A 15,483-nucleotide genomic window follows, 5' to 3' on the forward strand; every position below is an offset into this window, starting at 1 on the left:
GGGGAAATTTTTGCACAGCGGCGAAGCATGATTTCGCTGCGGGAGAGGGCGAGTGAAGAAAAAAGAGTTCGTGACGCAGGATCTTCTGAGCAAGATTTATCAGCGCGACGAGAACGGGCCGCGTAAGCTGCCGCCCGAACGCCAGCTTGCCGTTGATTATGGCGTTTCGCGCTTTACTATCCGTCAGGCGCTGGAAAAGCTGGTCAGCATTGGCGTGGTGCGCGTGGTGCAGGGTTCCGGCATCTGGATCAACGAGCACGCGCGCAGTAATCCGTTGGTCTACAACTCCATCACCGAAAAACGCTTCGACCAAATCCGCTATCGCATGATAAGCCTGCACAAGAAACTGCCGGACGGCGAGGCGCAGCAGGCATTTGGGCTTGCCGAAGGGGAATATATCTGGCAATTCTGCCGCTTGCGTTTTGTAGACGACGTCGCGGTGCAGATTGAAGTATCCCGACTGCCGGTAAAAGATTTCCCCGATCTCACGCAGCAGGTTATTGAGCGCTCGCTTCAGCAGTATGTGCTGAGCAAAGGCTACCGCATTTCACACCTGTTCACGGCCTACCAGGCGGTGAGCGTAAGCCGCGAGCAGGCGGCGCTGCTGGGCTGCAGGAAGGGAATGCCGGCCATGCGCATCAGCAATCGCGGCATTCTGGAAGGAGGCAGGGTGTATGAGATAAGCGAGATCATCGATATTAATTACAGCTGCACTTATGTGATTCCCTTCAACCGCGACAATCTCGCTTTCCGCCAGGGCGAAGCCTGATGTCAGGGTGTGTGGATAGCGCCGTTGGGCAGGCGGCTTTGCGTCCACTCATGGGGCCGATAAACCACCGGCCAGCAGTTCGCCTTCTCTTCATCAAATCCCACGCCAATGCCTGGCTGCTGCGGCGCATACAGATAGCCGTTTTCAGGCGTTATGGCGCCAGGAAAGAGCGAGCCGGTCTCGTCATTATGCGCAATGTATTCCTGAATAGCGGCGTTATGCAGGTGGATATTCAGGTGCGTGTTCACCGCCACGCCGATGGGCGTCATGTCGCCCGGACCATGCCACGCCACGCGCACGCCGAACGCCTGGCAGAAAACGGCGAGCTTGAGCGCAGGCGTAATGCCGCCAATCTGCGAAACGTGGCAGCGAATAAAATCGATGCGTCGGTTAACTATCAAGTCGTGCCATTCCGCCGGGTTATTGAATAATTCGCCCATCGCCAGCGGCACACTGCTGTGCATGCGCACCTGCTCAAGCCAGGCGCTCTGCGCAGGAGGCAGGATATCCTCGAGAAACCACGGCTGGTAAGGCTCCAGCGCTTTGGCGAGCTGCACCGCCTGCTGGGGGAAAAGCCGCTCGTGCACATCGTGCAGAATATGGAAGCGCTGACCATATTTCTCCCGCAGCATTTTAAACATGCCGACCGTACTGGCGATGTACTCATCCTGATCGTAATAAGCGCCGGGAGACGGGGCGCGGGTGAGGTGCATCGCCTGCGCTACGCCGCCGTAAAAGCCGGTCTGGCAGCGAATATGCCGGTAGCCCTGAGCAAGCAGAGCGTCTATTGCTTCACACAGCGCTTCAGGCGTATCGCCGCTGGCGTGCGTATAAGCGGCGATAGCGTCTTTTGATTTGCCACCGAAGAGTTGATAAAGCGGCATGCCAGCGAGCTGCGCCTTGATGTCCCACAGCGCCATATCCACACCAGCGATGGCGTTGTTGATGACCGGACCGTTGCGCCAGTAAGCGTTGACCATCATTAGCTGCCATAAATCTTCGATATCGTTGGCGTCGCGTCCCACCAGCAGCGGTCTGAGGTACTCATCGACCATGGTCTTGACCGCCAGCGGGCGCTGCTGGAAGGTGGCGCAACCGTGGCCGGTCACACCTTTGTTTGTGCGCACCCGCACGACTACCAGATTATGGCGGTCAGGGCGGGTAATAAAGCATTCGACATTTTCGATACGAGTTGGCAACACTGTAATTTCTCCCAGGCGACGGGTCAGAACTATTTTTTACGCGTTTATTTACTATTGCCGCAAAATAAGGGGCGCGTAAACCGCTTTTTCCAGACTATTTTTATTGGTTTGTTATTTTCGCATTATTTATAAAAATACCGTACCAATTCACAACGGACGGCCATTGTGGCGCCTTGGCTATCGCAAATTGTGACTATTGTCTGATTTTATTGGTTTGTTTTATGGCTTGTCTTTCCCTACTCTGGAAGCTCAATAACGCCAGAATAATAATGTGATAGCGGGAGATGAAATGGGGACGCATGAGGCCGTAAATAATATTATTCGTCTCGTGGGCGGGGCGGAAAATATTAATAAAGTCTGGCACTGCATGACGCGTTTAAGGTTTGACTTAATCGACGAAAATAAAGTGGAGCAGGCGGAAATAAAAAAAGTGCCCGGCGTGCTGGGGGCGCAGCTGCAAAGCGACCAGTTCCAGGTGATCATCGGGCCGAAAGTGAACAGCTGGTATGAGCAATTGCTGGTGGCGCTGGGTGGCCGTGAGCAAGCGCCTGCGGCAAGCGAAAAGGGACGAAAAAGCCTGGTTTCGCTGTTTATGGATACGGTTTCCGGCGTTTTCGGCCCGATTGTTCCCGCTATCGCCGGCGCGGGGATGATAAAAGGGTTGCTGGCCGGGCTGGTTGCGTTGGGCGCCGTTCCGGCAAAGAGCGATACGGTGATCGTTATCGATCTTATCGCGAGCGGCGTCTTCTATTTTTTGCCCTTTTTCCTTGCCGTTTCCGCCGCGAAAATCTTTAAAACCAATGAGTACCTGGCGGCGGCGGTGGCGGCCTGCCTGATGTACCCCTCGCTTATCGAGGCGGCGAAAGCGCTCGTCAGCCATGCGCCGGACGCGGTGAACGCATTCTGGTTTCTGAACGCCATTCCGGTTTCCGTATTCAACTATTCGGCAAGCGTCATCCCCGTCATTTTCTCCGTGCTGGCGTTGAGCTATATCCACCGCTGGGTAGACAGCGTTATGCCAGATACGCTGAAAACGGTCTTTACCCCAACGCTGACGCTGTTTCTTGCCGCGCTGGCAGCGCTGGTGGCGATAGGTCCGCTCGGCATCTGGCTTGGCAAAGCGCTGGCGTGGTTTATTGAAGGGTTGTTTGGCGTCTCTGCAAGCTTCGCCGGGCTGGTTGTCGGGGCGATCCGCCCGGTAGCGATCCTCACCGGCATGCACCACGCTATGACGCCCATCGCGCTGCAAAACTTCAGCGACCGCGGCTACGACATGCTGATGCCGATGATGTTTATGGCCAATATGGCCATTGCTGGTTCTACCTTCGCTATCTGGCGCTTAAGCCGTGGGCGCAACGATAAAAGCGTGGCGTTTTCCGCGGCGGTCTCGGCGCTGCTCGGCATTACTGAACCGGCGCTGTTTGGCGTGCTGACGCGCTATAAAAAAGCGTTTATCGCCGCAACGGCGGCAAGCTCGCTCGCGTCCGCCTTTATCGCTTTTTTCGGCGTGCGGCTTTATGGCTACATTTTGTCGAGTATTTTTAGTCTGCCAGCCTACCTCGGCCCGTACTTTATTTTCGCCCTGCTGGGCGTCGCGCTGTCGCTGGTGTTGTCGTTCATGCTGACCACGCTGCTGCTTAAGCGCGACGAGGTATAAGCTTTCCCGGCGCGAGCATTAGCGGCGATGGGCAAGGCGGCGCACCAACCGGTCGCCGGAGGATTGCACCAGTTGGACCAGGGCGATAAGGATAACCACCGTGCCCGCCATAATCTGGTCGTTAAAGCGCTGATAGCCGTAGCGGATGGCGAGGTCGCCAAGCCCGCCGCCGCCGATGACGCCCGCCATCGAAGAGAAGCCAATCAGCATCACCACGGTCAGCGTGATGCCGGCCAGAATAGCGGGCAACGCCTCGGGGAGCAGCGCTTTGGCGATGATGTGCCAGATAGTGCCGCCCATCGACAGCACAGCCTCTATGCGTCCTTTATCCACTTCGTCGAGCGCGTTCTCCACCACCCGGGCGAAAAAGGGAAACGCGCCGAGGGTAATGGGCACGACCGCAGCGGTGCTGCCAAGCGTGGTGCCGATAAGCAGGCGGGTAAAGGGAATAAGCGCCACCAGCAGCACGATGAACGGCAGCGAACGGCCTGTATTTATCGCCGCGCCCAGCACCGCATTCAGGTGGGGCAGCGGCAAGACGCCGTCGCGGCGCGAGATAAACAGCAGCACCCCAACCGGCAAGCCGACCAGCACCGTAAACAGCGCCGCCAGTCCCACCATATAGAGCGTTTCCAGCGTGCCGTTAAGCAGTATCGGCCAGACCTCCTCCCAGCTCATGCGACTTCCCATAACATCCTCCCGTCAACGCCATGCCGGCGCAAAAAGGCCTGCTGTGCGACGCTGTCGCGCACCAGCGTCTGGCGCAGCCTCGACCAAGGCGCCTGCAGCAGTTCGCTCAGGCTCCCGCTTTCAATCAGTTGCCCCTGTTCCAGCAGCGCGGCGTGGTCGCAAATCGCTTTTACCACTTCCAGTTCGTGGGTTATCAGCACGATAGTCAGCCCAAGCTGGCGATTGATATCGGCGAGCAGCGCCAGCACGGAAGCGGTGGTCTCCGGGTCGAGCGCGCTGGTGGCTTCGTCGCACAGCAGAACGTCGGGACGGGCGGCCAGCGCCCGGGCGATGCCGACCCGCTGCTTCTGTCCGCCGGAGAGCTGTGAGGGAAAGGCGTGGGCTTTGTCGTGAAGCCCGACCAGCGCAAGCAGCTCCGCCACCCGGGCTTCCCGCTGCGCGCGCGGCTGGCCTGCTATCTCCAGCGGCACCGCCACGTTGTCTGCCACCGTACGGGCATGCAGTAAATTGAAATGCTGGAAGATCATGCCGGTGCGCTGGCGATGCTGACGCAGCTCGCGCGACGTGAGCTGCGTGATATCCCGCCCGTTCATCAGGATGCGGCCCGACGTGGGCCGCTCCAGCAGATTGAGACAGCGAATAAGCGTGCTTTTTCCGGCGCCGCTGCGGCCCAGGATGCCGTAAATCGCGCCGTCCGGCACGGTTAAGGAGACCTCGTTCAGCGCCGGTCGGCCTTCTCCGGCGTACACTTTGCTCAGCCGCTCAATAGCTATCATGACTGCGGCGCCACCGGGATCACCGAACCGTTGTACTGCTTGCGAATAAATTCCGCCACCTGCGGCGACTGGAGATCTTTCGCCAGTTCTTTGATGCGCGGATCGCTTGCCAGATTGGGGTTGGTCACCAGAATATTGGCGTAGGGGTTATGCTCCGCGCTCTCAAGGCCCAGCGCATCTTTCGCTGGCGTCAGCCCCGCCTCCAGCGCGTAGTTGCCGTTGATGACTGCCAGATCCACATCATCCAGCGAGCGCGGGATCTGCGGCGATTCCACTTCCAGGATCTTCAGCTTTTTCGGATTTTCCGCGATCGATTTCGGCGTGGCGAGATTATTCGCCGGATCGTTGAACCCCGGCTTTAACTTAATCAAGCCCTGGCTTTGCAGCAGGAACAGCGCGCGGCTTAAATTGGTGACGTTATTCGGTACCGCGACAGTGGCGTTTTCCGGCACCGATTTAAGATCTTTATACTTGTGCGAGTAGATGCCAAGCGGCTCTATGTGCACCGTGGCCGCCACGGCGAAGGTTTTGCCGAGTGCTTTTTCCTGGTCTTTCAGGTAAGGCACATGCTGGAAATAGTTAGCGTCTACGTCGCCGTTCGCCAGCAGCTCGTTGGCATTAACGCCGCTTGTGAGTTCGACCACTTTTAAATCGAGCTTCGGGTCGAGTTTCTTAATGAAATTGAGGATTTCCGCGTGCGGCACCGGGTCCGCCGCAACGCGCAGCGGCTCGGCGGCGTAAGCGGAGAGCGCCAGAGAGAGGGACAACGCGGCCCCTGCCAGTTTAAATGCGGCATGTTTCATAGGTCGTTTTCCTTATTGTTAATCAGGCGATAATTTCCGCGCTCTGGCGCAGTACGTCACGGTAATAGCGCTCAGCCACGTCAGGGTGCGAGCGAAGGCGGCCTTTCAGGTAGTTCCAGCCCACATCACGCAGCAGCGGGTTGAGCGGATCGCTCTCCGGTCCGTGCGCTTCACGGGCAAGCCGCTCGGGCAGAGCGTAGACCGGTACAGTCGCGTCCAACTGCGCGCCAAGGAAAAACGCGATGGAAAGGCGTTCCTGGCCTGCAGGCGGCGATTCCACGCGGTGTACCGTGGCGCGCAGGTAACCGTTAGTGGCCAACTCCAGCAGCTCGCCGATATTCACCACAAAAGTGCCTGGCAGCGGCGCGGCGTCAATCCAGCGGCCCGGCGACACCTCCACCTGCAAGCCTTTTTGCTCATCCTGCAGCAGGAAACTCAAGAAGCCGGAGTCTTTATGCGCGCCGACGCCCTGGTTGCTTTGCGAAGGCAGCTTGCCGGGATAGCGGATAAGTTTGATGTGCTCATTGGGCTTATCGCCATAAAGCGGGTCGAAGGCGTTGTGCGCCAGCGCCAGCGCCTCGGCGAAGGCGCGCAGCAGCGTCAGCGCCATCCGGGTCATTTCGCTCTGCCAGCGCAGCAGCACCGGTTTGAGCGAAGGCTGGCTTTCCGGCCACAGGTTCGGCCCCTGCAGGCGACGCCAGCGCGGGTCGCTCTCCGCCAGCAACAGCGCAGGGCGCTCGGCGCCGATATCAAACTGCTCGCGCCAGTCTGGTTTGCCGCGGGTTATCTCAGCGGCGGCGCGGTTATAGCCGCGAAAATGAGGAGAGTGGATCATCGCCACCTGCTGCTTTTGCGCATCCGGCAGGGCGAAGAAGCGGCGCGCTTCCTGCTGCACGCGTTGCGAAAGCGCGGCGTCAATCCCATGGTTGGTAATATAGAAAAAGCCGATGTCGCGGGCCGCCTGACGCAGTTGCGCTAAAAAGTCCGCTTTATCAGCGGGGCCGGCGTTAAGCCTTGCGAGATCGAGAAGGGGCAGGGCGGTGAGGGAAGCGGTGCTCATAATGTTCTCCGTAAGCATAAACAGGGTCAGTGCGGTTAACAGTGAACGGTTGGGCACAACAGCGGCTCGGCATCATGTCGGTTTTCCTTTCTGGTCTGGTTCGGCAGTGGCTTCTACCCTGCCAGAAGGTTTTTCTGCCGACCAATACCCTTAATTTCTAAGTTATGTACGAGCAGGGTTCGAAGCATTTGCAGCGGTTGCATAAGCGAAAGTATTTCAAAATGTTTCATTAAACCGGAAAGGTTTGTGTCAGATCAGCAAGTTAGTTTCGGCCTGAAACCATTAGTTTTTACGCAGATCTATTTTTCATTCAAGTTTACCCGCCACCTGCCGTTGTCCACCAAAGGCGCACCGCCAGACAGCCAGCAGGTATCTGATTATGTTAAGAACGACCCAATCCCGTTTTATTGTGGCTCTGTGTCTCTTTTTCGCCGTGTTGACGGGGGTGACCATGTTGGTCATTCATTTTTTCGTCACGCCACAAATTAAACGCAGTGAAACTCAGCTGATTCGCTATGAGGTCGGCAATGTGGCCGTCAGCATTGTTGAACAGATGAACCGCGTGCAGGCGCAGATGCGCACCGTCACCCAGACCGCTGCGGCGATGCAGAGTGAAGAGATTGACCGCCTGCTGCCCGCGCTTGTCGATCAATATAAAGATGTGAATGTGTTTGGCGGCGGCATCTGGCCGTTGCCGGAGAAACGGGAGGCGGGACGCAATAAGTTCAGCACCTTCTTTGCCCGCAACCCCAGCAGCAATCAGCTGGAGGTGAATACCTACTGGAACTCGGAAGCGGCGCCGAACTATTACGAGCAGGTGTGGTACAAAGCGGGCCTCGCTTCGCCTGCCGGACAGTGCGCCTGGGCTAACGCCTATCAGGATGACGCCAGCCCGCAGCCGCGCACCAACTGCGCGATGGCCATCACCAAAGACGGGGAGCCGTGGGGCGTTGCCACCATCGACGTCACGCTCGGCTTTTTCAACCAGCTGGCGAAGCAGATGGATGAAGCTATCCAGGGACGCGTGCTGATTGTGGAAGCGGATGGCAAAATCGTCGGCAACGCCGATCAGATTGGTAAAACCGCCAGCCTGAAAAACCTCTCAGAGATGGGCGCAAACCCGATGGCGCAGACCGTGAAGGCGATGCTGAACGGTTATCAGGCGGGACAAAGCGGCGAGCAGGAGTATGACAACGACGGCGAATCGCATACGGTGATGCTGCAGGCGATTAAAGGCAGCCCGTGGATTATCGCCGTTGACCTGCCGACTTCGCTGCTGACGCAGCAAACCAGCACCATCATGGGACGCCTGAGCATGGTGCAGATCCCGATGGCGCTGCTGCTGCTCGGCGTGCTGGTGCTGTTCATTCGCTCGCTGATGCGCCGTCTGGCGGATTTGAATCACAACATCAGCCGCCTCTCCGCGGGCGGCGCAGATTTGACCCAACGTCTTGAGCCGACCAGCAGCCCGGAGTTCAACGCCATTATCGACAGCTTCAACGGCGTGATTGCTTACCTGCAAACCATGCTGCGTCAGGTCGGCGACAGCGCGCGGGCTATCTCTTCCGCGTCGCAGCAAATCTCTACCGGCAACCAGGATCTCTCGGCGCGAACTGAAGACCAGGCGAGCTCTATTGAAGAAACCGCCGCCTCAATGGAGGAGCTGACCAGTACCGTTCGCCAGAACGCGGACAACGCCGCGCATGCCAATAAGCTGGCGCATGAAGCTTCGCAGGTCGCGGAGCGGGGCGGCGAGGTAGTGAAGCAGGTCGTGACGACCATGAGCAGCATTCAGGCTTCGTCCGGCAAGGTGGTGGATATTATTAGCGTCATCGACTCCATCGCCTTCCAGACCAATATCCTGGCGCTTAACGCGGCGGTGGAAGCGGCGCGCGCAGGCGAGCAGGGCAGGGGCTTCGCGGTAGTGGCGCAGGAAGTACGCAACCTTGCGCAACGCTCGGCGCAATCCGCCCGTGAGATTAAGCAGCTTATTGAAACCTCTGTCAGCAATATCGACGTGGCAACAGAACTGGTGACTGAAGCGGGCGCCACGATGGAAGAGCTGTTGCAGGGCGTGCGCAATGTCACCACGCTGATGGGCGAAATCATGTCCTCCAGCCGTGAGCAAAGCGCGGGCATTGAGCAGGTAAATATCGCCATTAACCAGCTCGACAGCACCACTCAGCAGAACGCCGCGCTGGTGCAGGAAGTCTCAGCGGCTTCCCACTCAATGACCGAACAGACGCAGCAGCTCGATCTGGTGGTTGCTGGCTTCCGTCTCTGACCCCTGGCGCGTCGGTTTACCGGCGCGCTTATCCTTTCTTCTTCGCTTTTTCTCTCTGTCCCTTGCAATTGTCTGTCAACGCCCTTACGATATTGATACGTTATAACATATCAAATGAGGCGGATATGAAAGAGAACATTCATCCCCATTACCGCACCGTGGTGTTTCATGACACCAGCGCGAATGAGTACTTCAAAGTGGGTTCGACCATGAAAACCGATCGCGAGATTGAGCTAGACGGCGTGACCTATCCCTATGTCACCATTGATGTCTCTTCGGCTTCGCACCCTTATTACACCGGTCGCCAGAAAACCTTCGCTAACGAAGGCAGCGCCGCCCGTTTCCGCCAGCGCTATGCGGGCTTTATCAATGTAAAACGGGGCTAAACCATGCAGGTGCTGAATTCATTACGTAACGCGAAGGCGCGCCATTCGGACTGCCAGATTGTGAAGCGTAAAGGGAGACTGTATGTGATTTGTAAATCTAACCCGCGCTTTAAGGCGGTGCAGGGCAGAAAAAAACGACGTTAAGCAAAACCCCCGCTTGCAGGCGGGGGTTTTATTTTAACGGGCAGGGACAGGCGCGGACATTGACGCCGGGAGCGGCGCTACGCCTTTATCCAGCGAATAGATATCGTAGAACGAGAGTTCGCCTTTTCGGGCGAGCATTTTATTCAACATCGCTTTTTGCTCTTCGCTGATGCGCGGCGAGTGCTGGATCTCGTCAATCAGGGAAGGCGGCACGAAGCGCGTGTTATACCACTCCCCGTTGTAGCAAACCCGCAAGTCCAGCACGTCGATATCTTCGTAGCGGTAGCGCGGATTCACATCAAAAAAGAAAAAGCCGTTCAGCAGAACGAAAAGCACCACCAGCAGCCAGACGGAGCCCGCGAGCGTTTCGGACTGCAACATCACCGCCAGCGTGGCAAGCCAGCCGACATACATGGCGATGAAAAGCCAGGGGTGGTTGCGAATAAAGCTAATGCTGAAGCGTGGACGATTGTCGCGCTTTTCTTTGCGATTAAGCTCGTCGATAGTGGCGATAAGCAGGCGCTGTATTTCTGTCATGCAAAACCTTTCTGTTGCGTTGCGCAAGGACGGGGTGACGAAACCATTTTACTGGCGCGCAGAGGCGTTAAAAAGTAACAGAAGGCGCCGAAATAGCTATAACAGTTTGGCGCCTGTGCTGGTTAAAGCGTTTTTATTACGCGCGCCGGATTGCCTACGGCGACGCTGTTGTCAGGGATATCCTGCGTGACGACGGCCCCGGAACCAATGACGACATTATGGCCGATAGTGACGCCCGGATTAATAATAGCCCGTCCGCCAATCCAGACGTTATCGCCAATCGTCACCGGTTTGCCATATTCCGCGCCGCTGTTGCGCGCCGCCGGGTCCAGCGGGTGCGTGGCGGTATAAATATGTACGCCTGGCGCGAGCATGCAGTTATTGCCTATACGCACCGGGCAAACATCCAGAATCACGCAATCAAAATTGGCGTAAAAATCGTTGCCGACGAAAATGTTATAGCCATAATCGCAGCGAAATGGCGGCTCAAAATAAGCGTTTTTCCCTGCGCCCAGCAGTTCGTTAAGAAGCTGGTTGCGCAACGCTTTCTCTTCCGGCTCGCTGTGATTAAAGGCGTGCAGGCGTTGTCGCGCGCGCAGGCGGTCCGCTTTAAGCGTCGGGTCTTCCGGGCGATAAAGCTCGCCGGCGATCATTTTGCGTTTTTCTTCACTCATATTTTGTCTACCTGACGGTATCTGCCCAGGGCCGTTATCGGTGTCTGTAAGGTAATACAAAATAGTGAGAAAAAATATGAGGAGCGGAACCGCTGGCGCTATATCAGAAACAGTTACGGAGCCATGTTAATGGAGCGGCAAACCCGGCGCGGTAAATCAGCCAGATGGCTCAACACTAACATGGCGTCGACAGCAACGCGTAACGTCAACCCGAGACGCGGAAAACGCACGACTTATTAAAGGGTGCTCAAAATTAAAGGACTTACAAAAAATTAACGTACAAATTTCCACACTGAAGTAGGGATTTTGTCGTAGAGCTTATTCATGGTCAGCTCTGCGAGACGATGATCGGCAGCGGAATAAAAAACCGCCAGTTCATTGTCAGATAATTCGTATTTGTTTTTTTCAATAACGCGCTCAAGAGTATCGATCGTCTGACAGCGTCGCAGTCGCATTAAATAATCAATTTTAGTGAGTGGTTTGGTAGACATCGTTGCACCTTAACTGCTTGTAATAGTTTTAAAAAGAGAGACTCACCGGATTGGCGCGGCTGGCGTTGACGAAGCAGCGAAACAGGCGATTCCCGGATTTACGCCATTTCTGCAAATCCTGCGCATTAATGCCGTAATTGCTGAACAACATAAAAGTATCATCCAGATATTCATCAATTTGTTCAATCAGCACATTGTCTTCCTCATACTTAATTTTGTAATTAAGTGCGAAGCTGGCGATATGCTCAATCAGTTCATTCAACTGCAGGTTGACCGCTGAGGTCGGGTCGTTAACCCACCCATGATTACTCTCACCCAGATTAGCGAGACAGTCATGATACAGGCTTTCACAGAGGAATTTTAGCTGGGCTATATCATGCCGTTTTGGTGAGTATTCGTCCATACGCAACCCCCTTTTTAGCGAAAATTTTTACCACGTGACGGCTGAGGGGCAGATACTTCACTTATATGAAGGCTTCGGTCTCCATTTTCAATCTGCTTTAACTATAAAACAGGCTTTTGGATTTTTCCTCGCGCTATTACGAAAAATTACAATTAATCGGTTAAGCCTCTCGATCATATAGGCAAAACTGAATATCCACGTTAAGAGCGCGCACCTTTACGGTTCGGCTATCCAGCTTTTAACTATAAATAACCCGAACCTTCTTTTCTGTGGAATAGTCTCTAATACTGACGGCTTATTTATGAGAATAATCTTAGTATTTATTGATGACGAATATTAATAACCCTGATGTTAATGGGCGAGTCAGAAAGAATAAACCGGGAATAACGCGAGGGATAATTAGGCTAAAAAGAAAAGGCCGCTTGCGCGGCCTTTTAGATTAATGATGCTCAACCGGATGGCTGTGCTCAATATCTTCGTTCTTACGACTGAAGCGGCGGCGCACCACCACAAAGAAGACCGGTACGAAGAAGATAGCCAGTACGGTTGCGGTCACCATGCCGCCCATTACGCCGGTGCCCACGGCGTTCTGCGCGCCGGAGCCTGCGCCGGAGCTGATAACCAGCGGCATTACCCCGAGGATAAACGCCAGTGAGGTCATCAGAATCGGACGCAGACGCATACGCACCGCGTCCAGCGTCGCTTCTATCAGGCCTTTGCCTTCTTTCTCCATCAGATCCTTGGCGAATTCCACAATCAAAATGGCGTTCTTCGCCGACAGACCGATGGTGGTCAACAGGCCCACCTGGAAGTAAACGTCGTTGTTCAGGCCGCGCAGCGAGGCCGCCAGCAGCGCGCCGATAACGCCGAGCGGCACCACCAGCATGACCGAGAACGGAATCGACCAGCTCTCATACAGCGCGGCGAGACACAAGAACACCACGATAAGCGAGATGGCGTACAGGGCAGGGGCCTGGTTGCCGGAGAGGCGTTCCTGATAGGACATGCCGGTCCAGTCATAGCCAATCCCGGTCGGCAGTTTAGACGCCAGCTCTTCCATCATCGCCATCGCCTCACCCGTACTCTTGCCCGCAACCGCCTGACCCTGGATTTCCATCGCAGGCAGACCGTTATAGCGCTCCAGTCGTGGCGAACCATACTCCCAGCGCGTGGTTGAGAAGGCGGAGAAAGGCACCATCTGGCCGTCAGCGCCGCGTACGAACCAGCTGTTGATATCGTTTGGCAGCATGCGGTACTGCGCTTCGGACATCACGTACACTTTCTTCACGCGACCACGGTCGATGAAGTCGTTAACGTAGCTGCCACCCCACGCTGCGCCCAGCGTAGTATTGATATCGCTGATGGAGACGCCCAGCGCCTGCGCTTTCTCCTGGTCAATATCAATCTTGAACTGCGGCGTATCTTCCAGGCCGTTTGGACGGACCTGAGAGAGCAGGTCAGGGTGCTGCGCCGCTTCGCCAAGCAGCTGGTTACGCGCTTGAGTCAGCTTCTCATGCCCCAGGTTCGCCTGGTCGATAAGCTCGAAGTCAAAGCCTGTCGCGGTGCCCAGTTCGACGATAGCCGGCAGGTTAAAGGCGAAGACCATCGCATCTTTAATCTGTGAGAAGCGGCCCATCGCACGACCGGTAATCGCCTCGACTTTGTTTTCCGCGCCAGGACGCTCATCCCAGTTTTTCAGCGAAACGAACGCGATACCGGTGTTCTGGCCGCGACCGGAGAAACCAAAGCCGTTAACGGTAAAGACAGAGTTAACGTTCGCTTTCTCTTTGGTCAGGTAGTAGTCGGTTACCTCGTCGAGCACTTTCTGGGTGCGCTCTTGCGTCGCGCCCGCCGGCAGCTGCGCCATGGTCAGGAATACGCCCTGGTCTTCATCCGGCAGGAAGGAGCTTGGCAGTCGAACAAACAGGTACGCCATGCCCACCACGATGATCAAATAAAGCAGCAGATAACGACCGGTGCTGCGCAGGATGTTGCCTACGCTGTCGGTGTAATGGTGCGCGCTCTTATCGAACATGCGGTTAAACCAGCCGAAGAAGCCTTTTTTGCCTTCGCCGTGGTCGCCTTTCGCCACAGGCTTAAGCAGAGTGGCGCAAAGCGCAGGGGTCAGAATCAACGCCACCAGCACCGACAGCACCATCGCGGAAACGATAGTTATCGAGAACTGACGATAGATAGCGCCGGTCGAACCGCCGAAGAAGGCCATCGGAATAAACACCGCCGAGAGCACCAGGGCGATACCCACCAGCGCGCCCTGGATCTGCCCCATGGATTTGCGCGTCGCCTCTTTAGGCGGCAACCCGTCTTCCACCATGACGCGTTCGACGTTTTCCACCACCACGATGGCGTCATCCACCAGCAGACCGATGGCGAGCACCATACCGAACATGGTAAGGGTGTTTATCGAGTAGCCAAACGCCGCGAGGATGGCGAAGGTGCCCAGCAGTACGACCGGTACGGCGATGGTCGGGATCAGCGTCGCGCGGAAGTTCTGCAAGAACAGGTACATCACCAGGAATACCAGCACGATAGCTTCAACCAGCGTTTTTACTACTTCGTTGATTGAAATTTTCACGAACGGCGTCGTGTCGTACGGGTAAACCACTTTCAGACCGGCCGGGAAGTAAGGTTCAAGCTCGGCGATGGTCGCGCGAACCGCTTCTGCGGTATCGAGCGCGTTCGCGCCGGTAGCAAGCTTAATCCCGAGACCCGCAGCAGGCTGGCCGTTGAACTTCGCGATAACGTCGTAGTTTTCGCCGCCAAGCTCCACTTTCGCCACGTCGCGCAGGCGAACCTGCGAACCATCCTGATTCACCTTCAGCAGGATTTTGCTGAACTCATCAGCAGAGGTCAGGCGGGTTTGCGCGATTATCGAGGCGTTAAGCTGCTGGCCTTTTACCGGCGGCGCGCCGCCAAGCTGGCCTGCCGCCACCTGGGCGTTCTGCGCTTTGATGGCGTTGATAACGTCAACCGGAGTGAGCTGGAAGTTGTTCAGCTTGTTCGGGTCAAGCCAGATACGCATCGCGTACTGCGAGCCGAACAGCTGCACGTCGCCCACGCCGCTGGTACGGCTAATCGGGTCTTTAATGGTGGCGCCCACGTAGTCAGCGATATCTTCCTGCGTCATCGACCCATTGGTGCTTATCATGCCAAGCACCATCAGGAAGCTGCTGGAAGATTTCTCAACGCTTACGCCCTGTTGCTGCACTTCCTGCGGCAACAGCGGCATCGCGAGCTGCAGCTTGTTCTGCACCTGCACCTGGGCGATATCCGCATCGGTGCCGGATTCAAACGTCAGGGTTATCTGGACGGTACCCGAAGAGTCGCTGGTGGAGGACATGTACATCAGGCCATCGATACCGTTCATGTTCTGTTCGATAACCTGCGTTACGGTATCCTGCACCGTTTTTGCGTCAGCGCCCGGGTAAGTGGCGTTAATCGTCACGGCTGGCGGCGCAATGGAAGGATATTGCGCGATGGGCAGGTTCATAATGGACAATGCCCCCGCCAGCATGATGATGATGGCGATCACCCACGCAAAAATGGGGCGATCGATAAAAAACTTAGCCATGTCTTAACGGCTCCTGTT

Annotated in this window: 15 protein-coding genes; 5 read left to right on the forward strand and 10 right to left on the reverse strand. The window is 56.2% G+C overall.

Features of this window, described 5'->3' with window-relative positions; genetic code table 11:
• Positions 1-52 precede the first annotated feature (52 nt).
• Positions 53-769, forward strand: coding sequence for a GntR family transcriptional regulator (locus IEX01_RS01315; protein ID WP_024557404.1), 717 nt, complete (start codon positions 53-55; stop codon positions 767-769).
• Between the two features lie 2 nt (positions 770-771).
• Here the strand turns inward: IEX01_RS01315 and IEX01_RS01320 are convergent, their stop codons facing one another.
• Complete coding sequence (locus IEX01_RS01320; protein WP_024557403.1) at positions 772-1,971, reverse strand: enolase C-terminal domain-like protein; 1,200 nt, start codon at positions 1,969-1,971, stop codon at positions 772-774.
• Positions 1,972-2,260: 289 nt separating this feature from the next.
• On the opposite strand from IEX01_RS01320, the gene IEX01_RS01325 reads away from it, so the two are divergent.
• Complete coding sequence (locus IEX01_RS01325; RefSeq protein WP_188723139.1) at positions 2,261-3,628, forward strand: PTS transporter subunit EIIC; 1,368 nt, start codon at positions 2,261-2,263, stop codon at positions 3,626-3,628.
• 18 nt (positions 3,629-3,646) lie between these two features.
• On the opposite strand, the gene IEX01_RS01330 is transcribed toward IEX01_RS01325, so the two are convergent.
• The 4 genes from IEX01_RS01330 to IEX01_RS01345 are packed head-to-tail and all read right to left on the reverse strand — an operon-like array spanning position 3,647 to position 6,957.
• Entirely contained in the window at positions 3,647-4,318 is a 672-nt protein-coding gene (locus IEX01_RS01330) for a methionine ABC transporter permease (RefSeq protein ID WP_188723140.1), read from the reverse strand.
• Complete coding sequence (locus tag IEX01_RS01335; protein ID WP_188723141.1) at positions 4,303-5,094, reverse strand: methionine ABC transporter ATP-binding protein; 792 nt, start codon at positions 5,092-5,094, stop codon at positions 4,303-4,305. Before IEX01_RS01335 ends, IEX01_RS01330 begins: the two co-directional genes overlap by 16 nt.
• Complete coding sequence (locus tag IEX01_RS01340) at positions 5,091-5,897, reverse strand: MetQ/NlpA family ABC transporter substrate-binding protein (protein ID WP_024557401.1); 807 nt, start codon at positions 5,895-5,897, stop codon at positions 5,091-5,093. Before IEX01_RS01340 ends, IEX01_RS01335 begins: the two co-directional genes overlap by 4 nt.
• Positions 5,898-5,919: 22 nt before the next feature.
• Positions 5,920-6,957, reverse strand: coding sequence for an isopenicillin N synthase family dioxygenase (locus IEX01_RS01345; protein WP_024561493.1), 1,038 nt, complete (start codon positions 6,955-6,957; stop codon positions 5,920-5,922).
• Between the two features lie 379 nt (positions 6,958-7,336).
• On the opposite strand from IEX01_RS01345, the gene IEX01_RS01350 reads away from it, so the two are divergent.
• The 3 genes from IEX01_RS01350 (at position 7,337) to ykgO (ending at position 9,771) form a co-directional block, all read left to right on the forward strand.
• Entirely contained in the window at positions 7,337-9,241 is a 1,905-nt protein-coding gene (locus IEX01_RS01350; RefSeq protein WP_188723142.1) for a methyl-accepting chemotaxis protein, read from the forward strand.
• 125 nt (positions 9,242-9,366) lie between these two features.
• Positions 9,367-9,627 carry a type B 50S ribosomal protein L31 gene (locus IEX01_RS01355; RefSeq protein WP_188723143.1) on the forward strand — a complete coding sequence of 87 codons (261 nt, stop codon included), beginning with the start codon at positions 9,367-9,369 and terminating at the stop codon, positions 9,625-9,627.
• Between the two features lie 3 nt (positions 9,628-9,630).
• On the forward strand, positions 9,631-9,771 hold the full coding sequence (gene ykgO, locus IEX01_RS01360; RefSeq protein ID WP_188723144.1) for a type B 50S ribosomal protein L36: 141 nt from the start codon (positions 9,631-9,633) through the stop codon (positions 9,769-9,771).
• 33 nt (positions 9,772-9,804) lie between these two features.
• Here ykgO and IEX01_RS01365 read toward each other — a convergent pair whose 3' ends face one another.
• From IEX01_RS01365 to acrB, 5 genes are all read right to left on the reverse strand, one after another.
• A complete protein-coding gene (locus IEX01_RS01365; protein WP_024557396.1) occupies positions 9,805-10,308 on the reverse strand; it encodes a YlaC family protein in 504 nt (167 codons plus the stop codon).
• Between the two features lie 122 nt (positions 10,309-10,430).
• Positions 10,431-10,982 carry a maltose O-acetyltransferase gene (gene maa / locus IEX01_RS01370; RefSeq protein WP_188723145.1) on the reverse strand — a complete coding sequence of 184 codons (552 nt, stop codon included), beginning with the start codon at positions 10,980-10,982 and terminating at the stop codon, positions 10,431-10,433.
• A 272-nt stretch (positions 10,983-11,254) separates the two neighbouring features.
• Positions 11,255-11,473: a hemolysin expression-modulating protein Hha gene (hha, locus tag IEX01_RS01375; RefSeq protein WP_024557394.1), complete on the reverse strand. Its 219-nt coding sequence runs from the start codon at positions 11,471-11,473 to the stop codon at positions 11,255-11,257.
• Between the two features lie 28 nt (positions 11,474-11,501).
• Positions 11,502-11,876: an Hha toxicity modulator TomB gene (gene tomB, locus IEX01_RS01380; protein ID WP_024557393.1), complete on the reverse strand. Its 375-nt coding sequence runs from the start codon at positions 11,874-11,876 to the stop codon at positions 11,502-11,504.
• 439 nt (positions 11,877-12,315) lie between these two features.
• The gene (gene acrB, locus IEX01_RS01385) at positions 12,316-15,465 is read right to left on the reverse strand and encodes a multidrug efflux RND transporter permease subunit AcrB (protein WP_024557392.1); all 3,150 of its coding nucleotides are present in this window, start codon (positions 15,463-15,465) and stop codon (positions 12,316-12,318) included.
• Between the last annotated feature and the right edge of the window lie 18 nt (positions 15,466-15,483).

The sequence above is a fragment of the Franconibacter daqui genome (assembly GCF_014644275.1).
Classification (GTDB): Bacteria; Pseudomonadota; Gammaproteobacteria; order Enterobacterales; family Enterobacteriaceae; genus Franconibacter; species Franconibacter pulveris.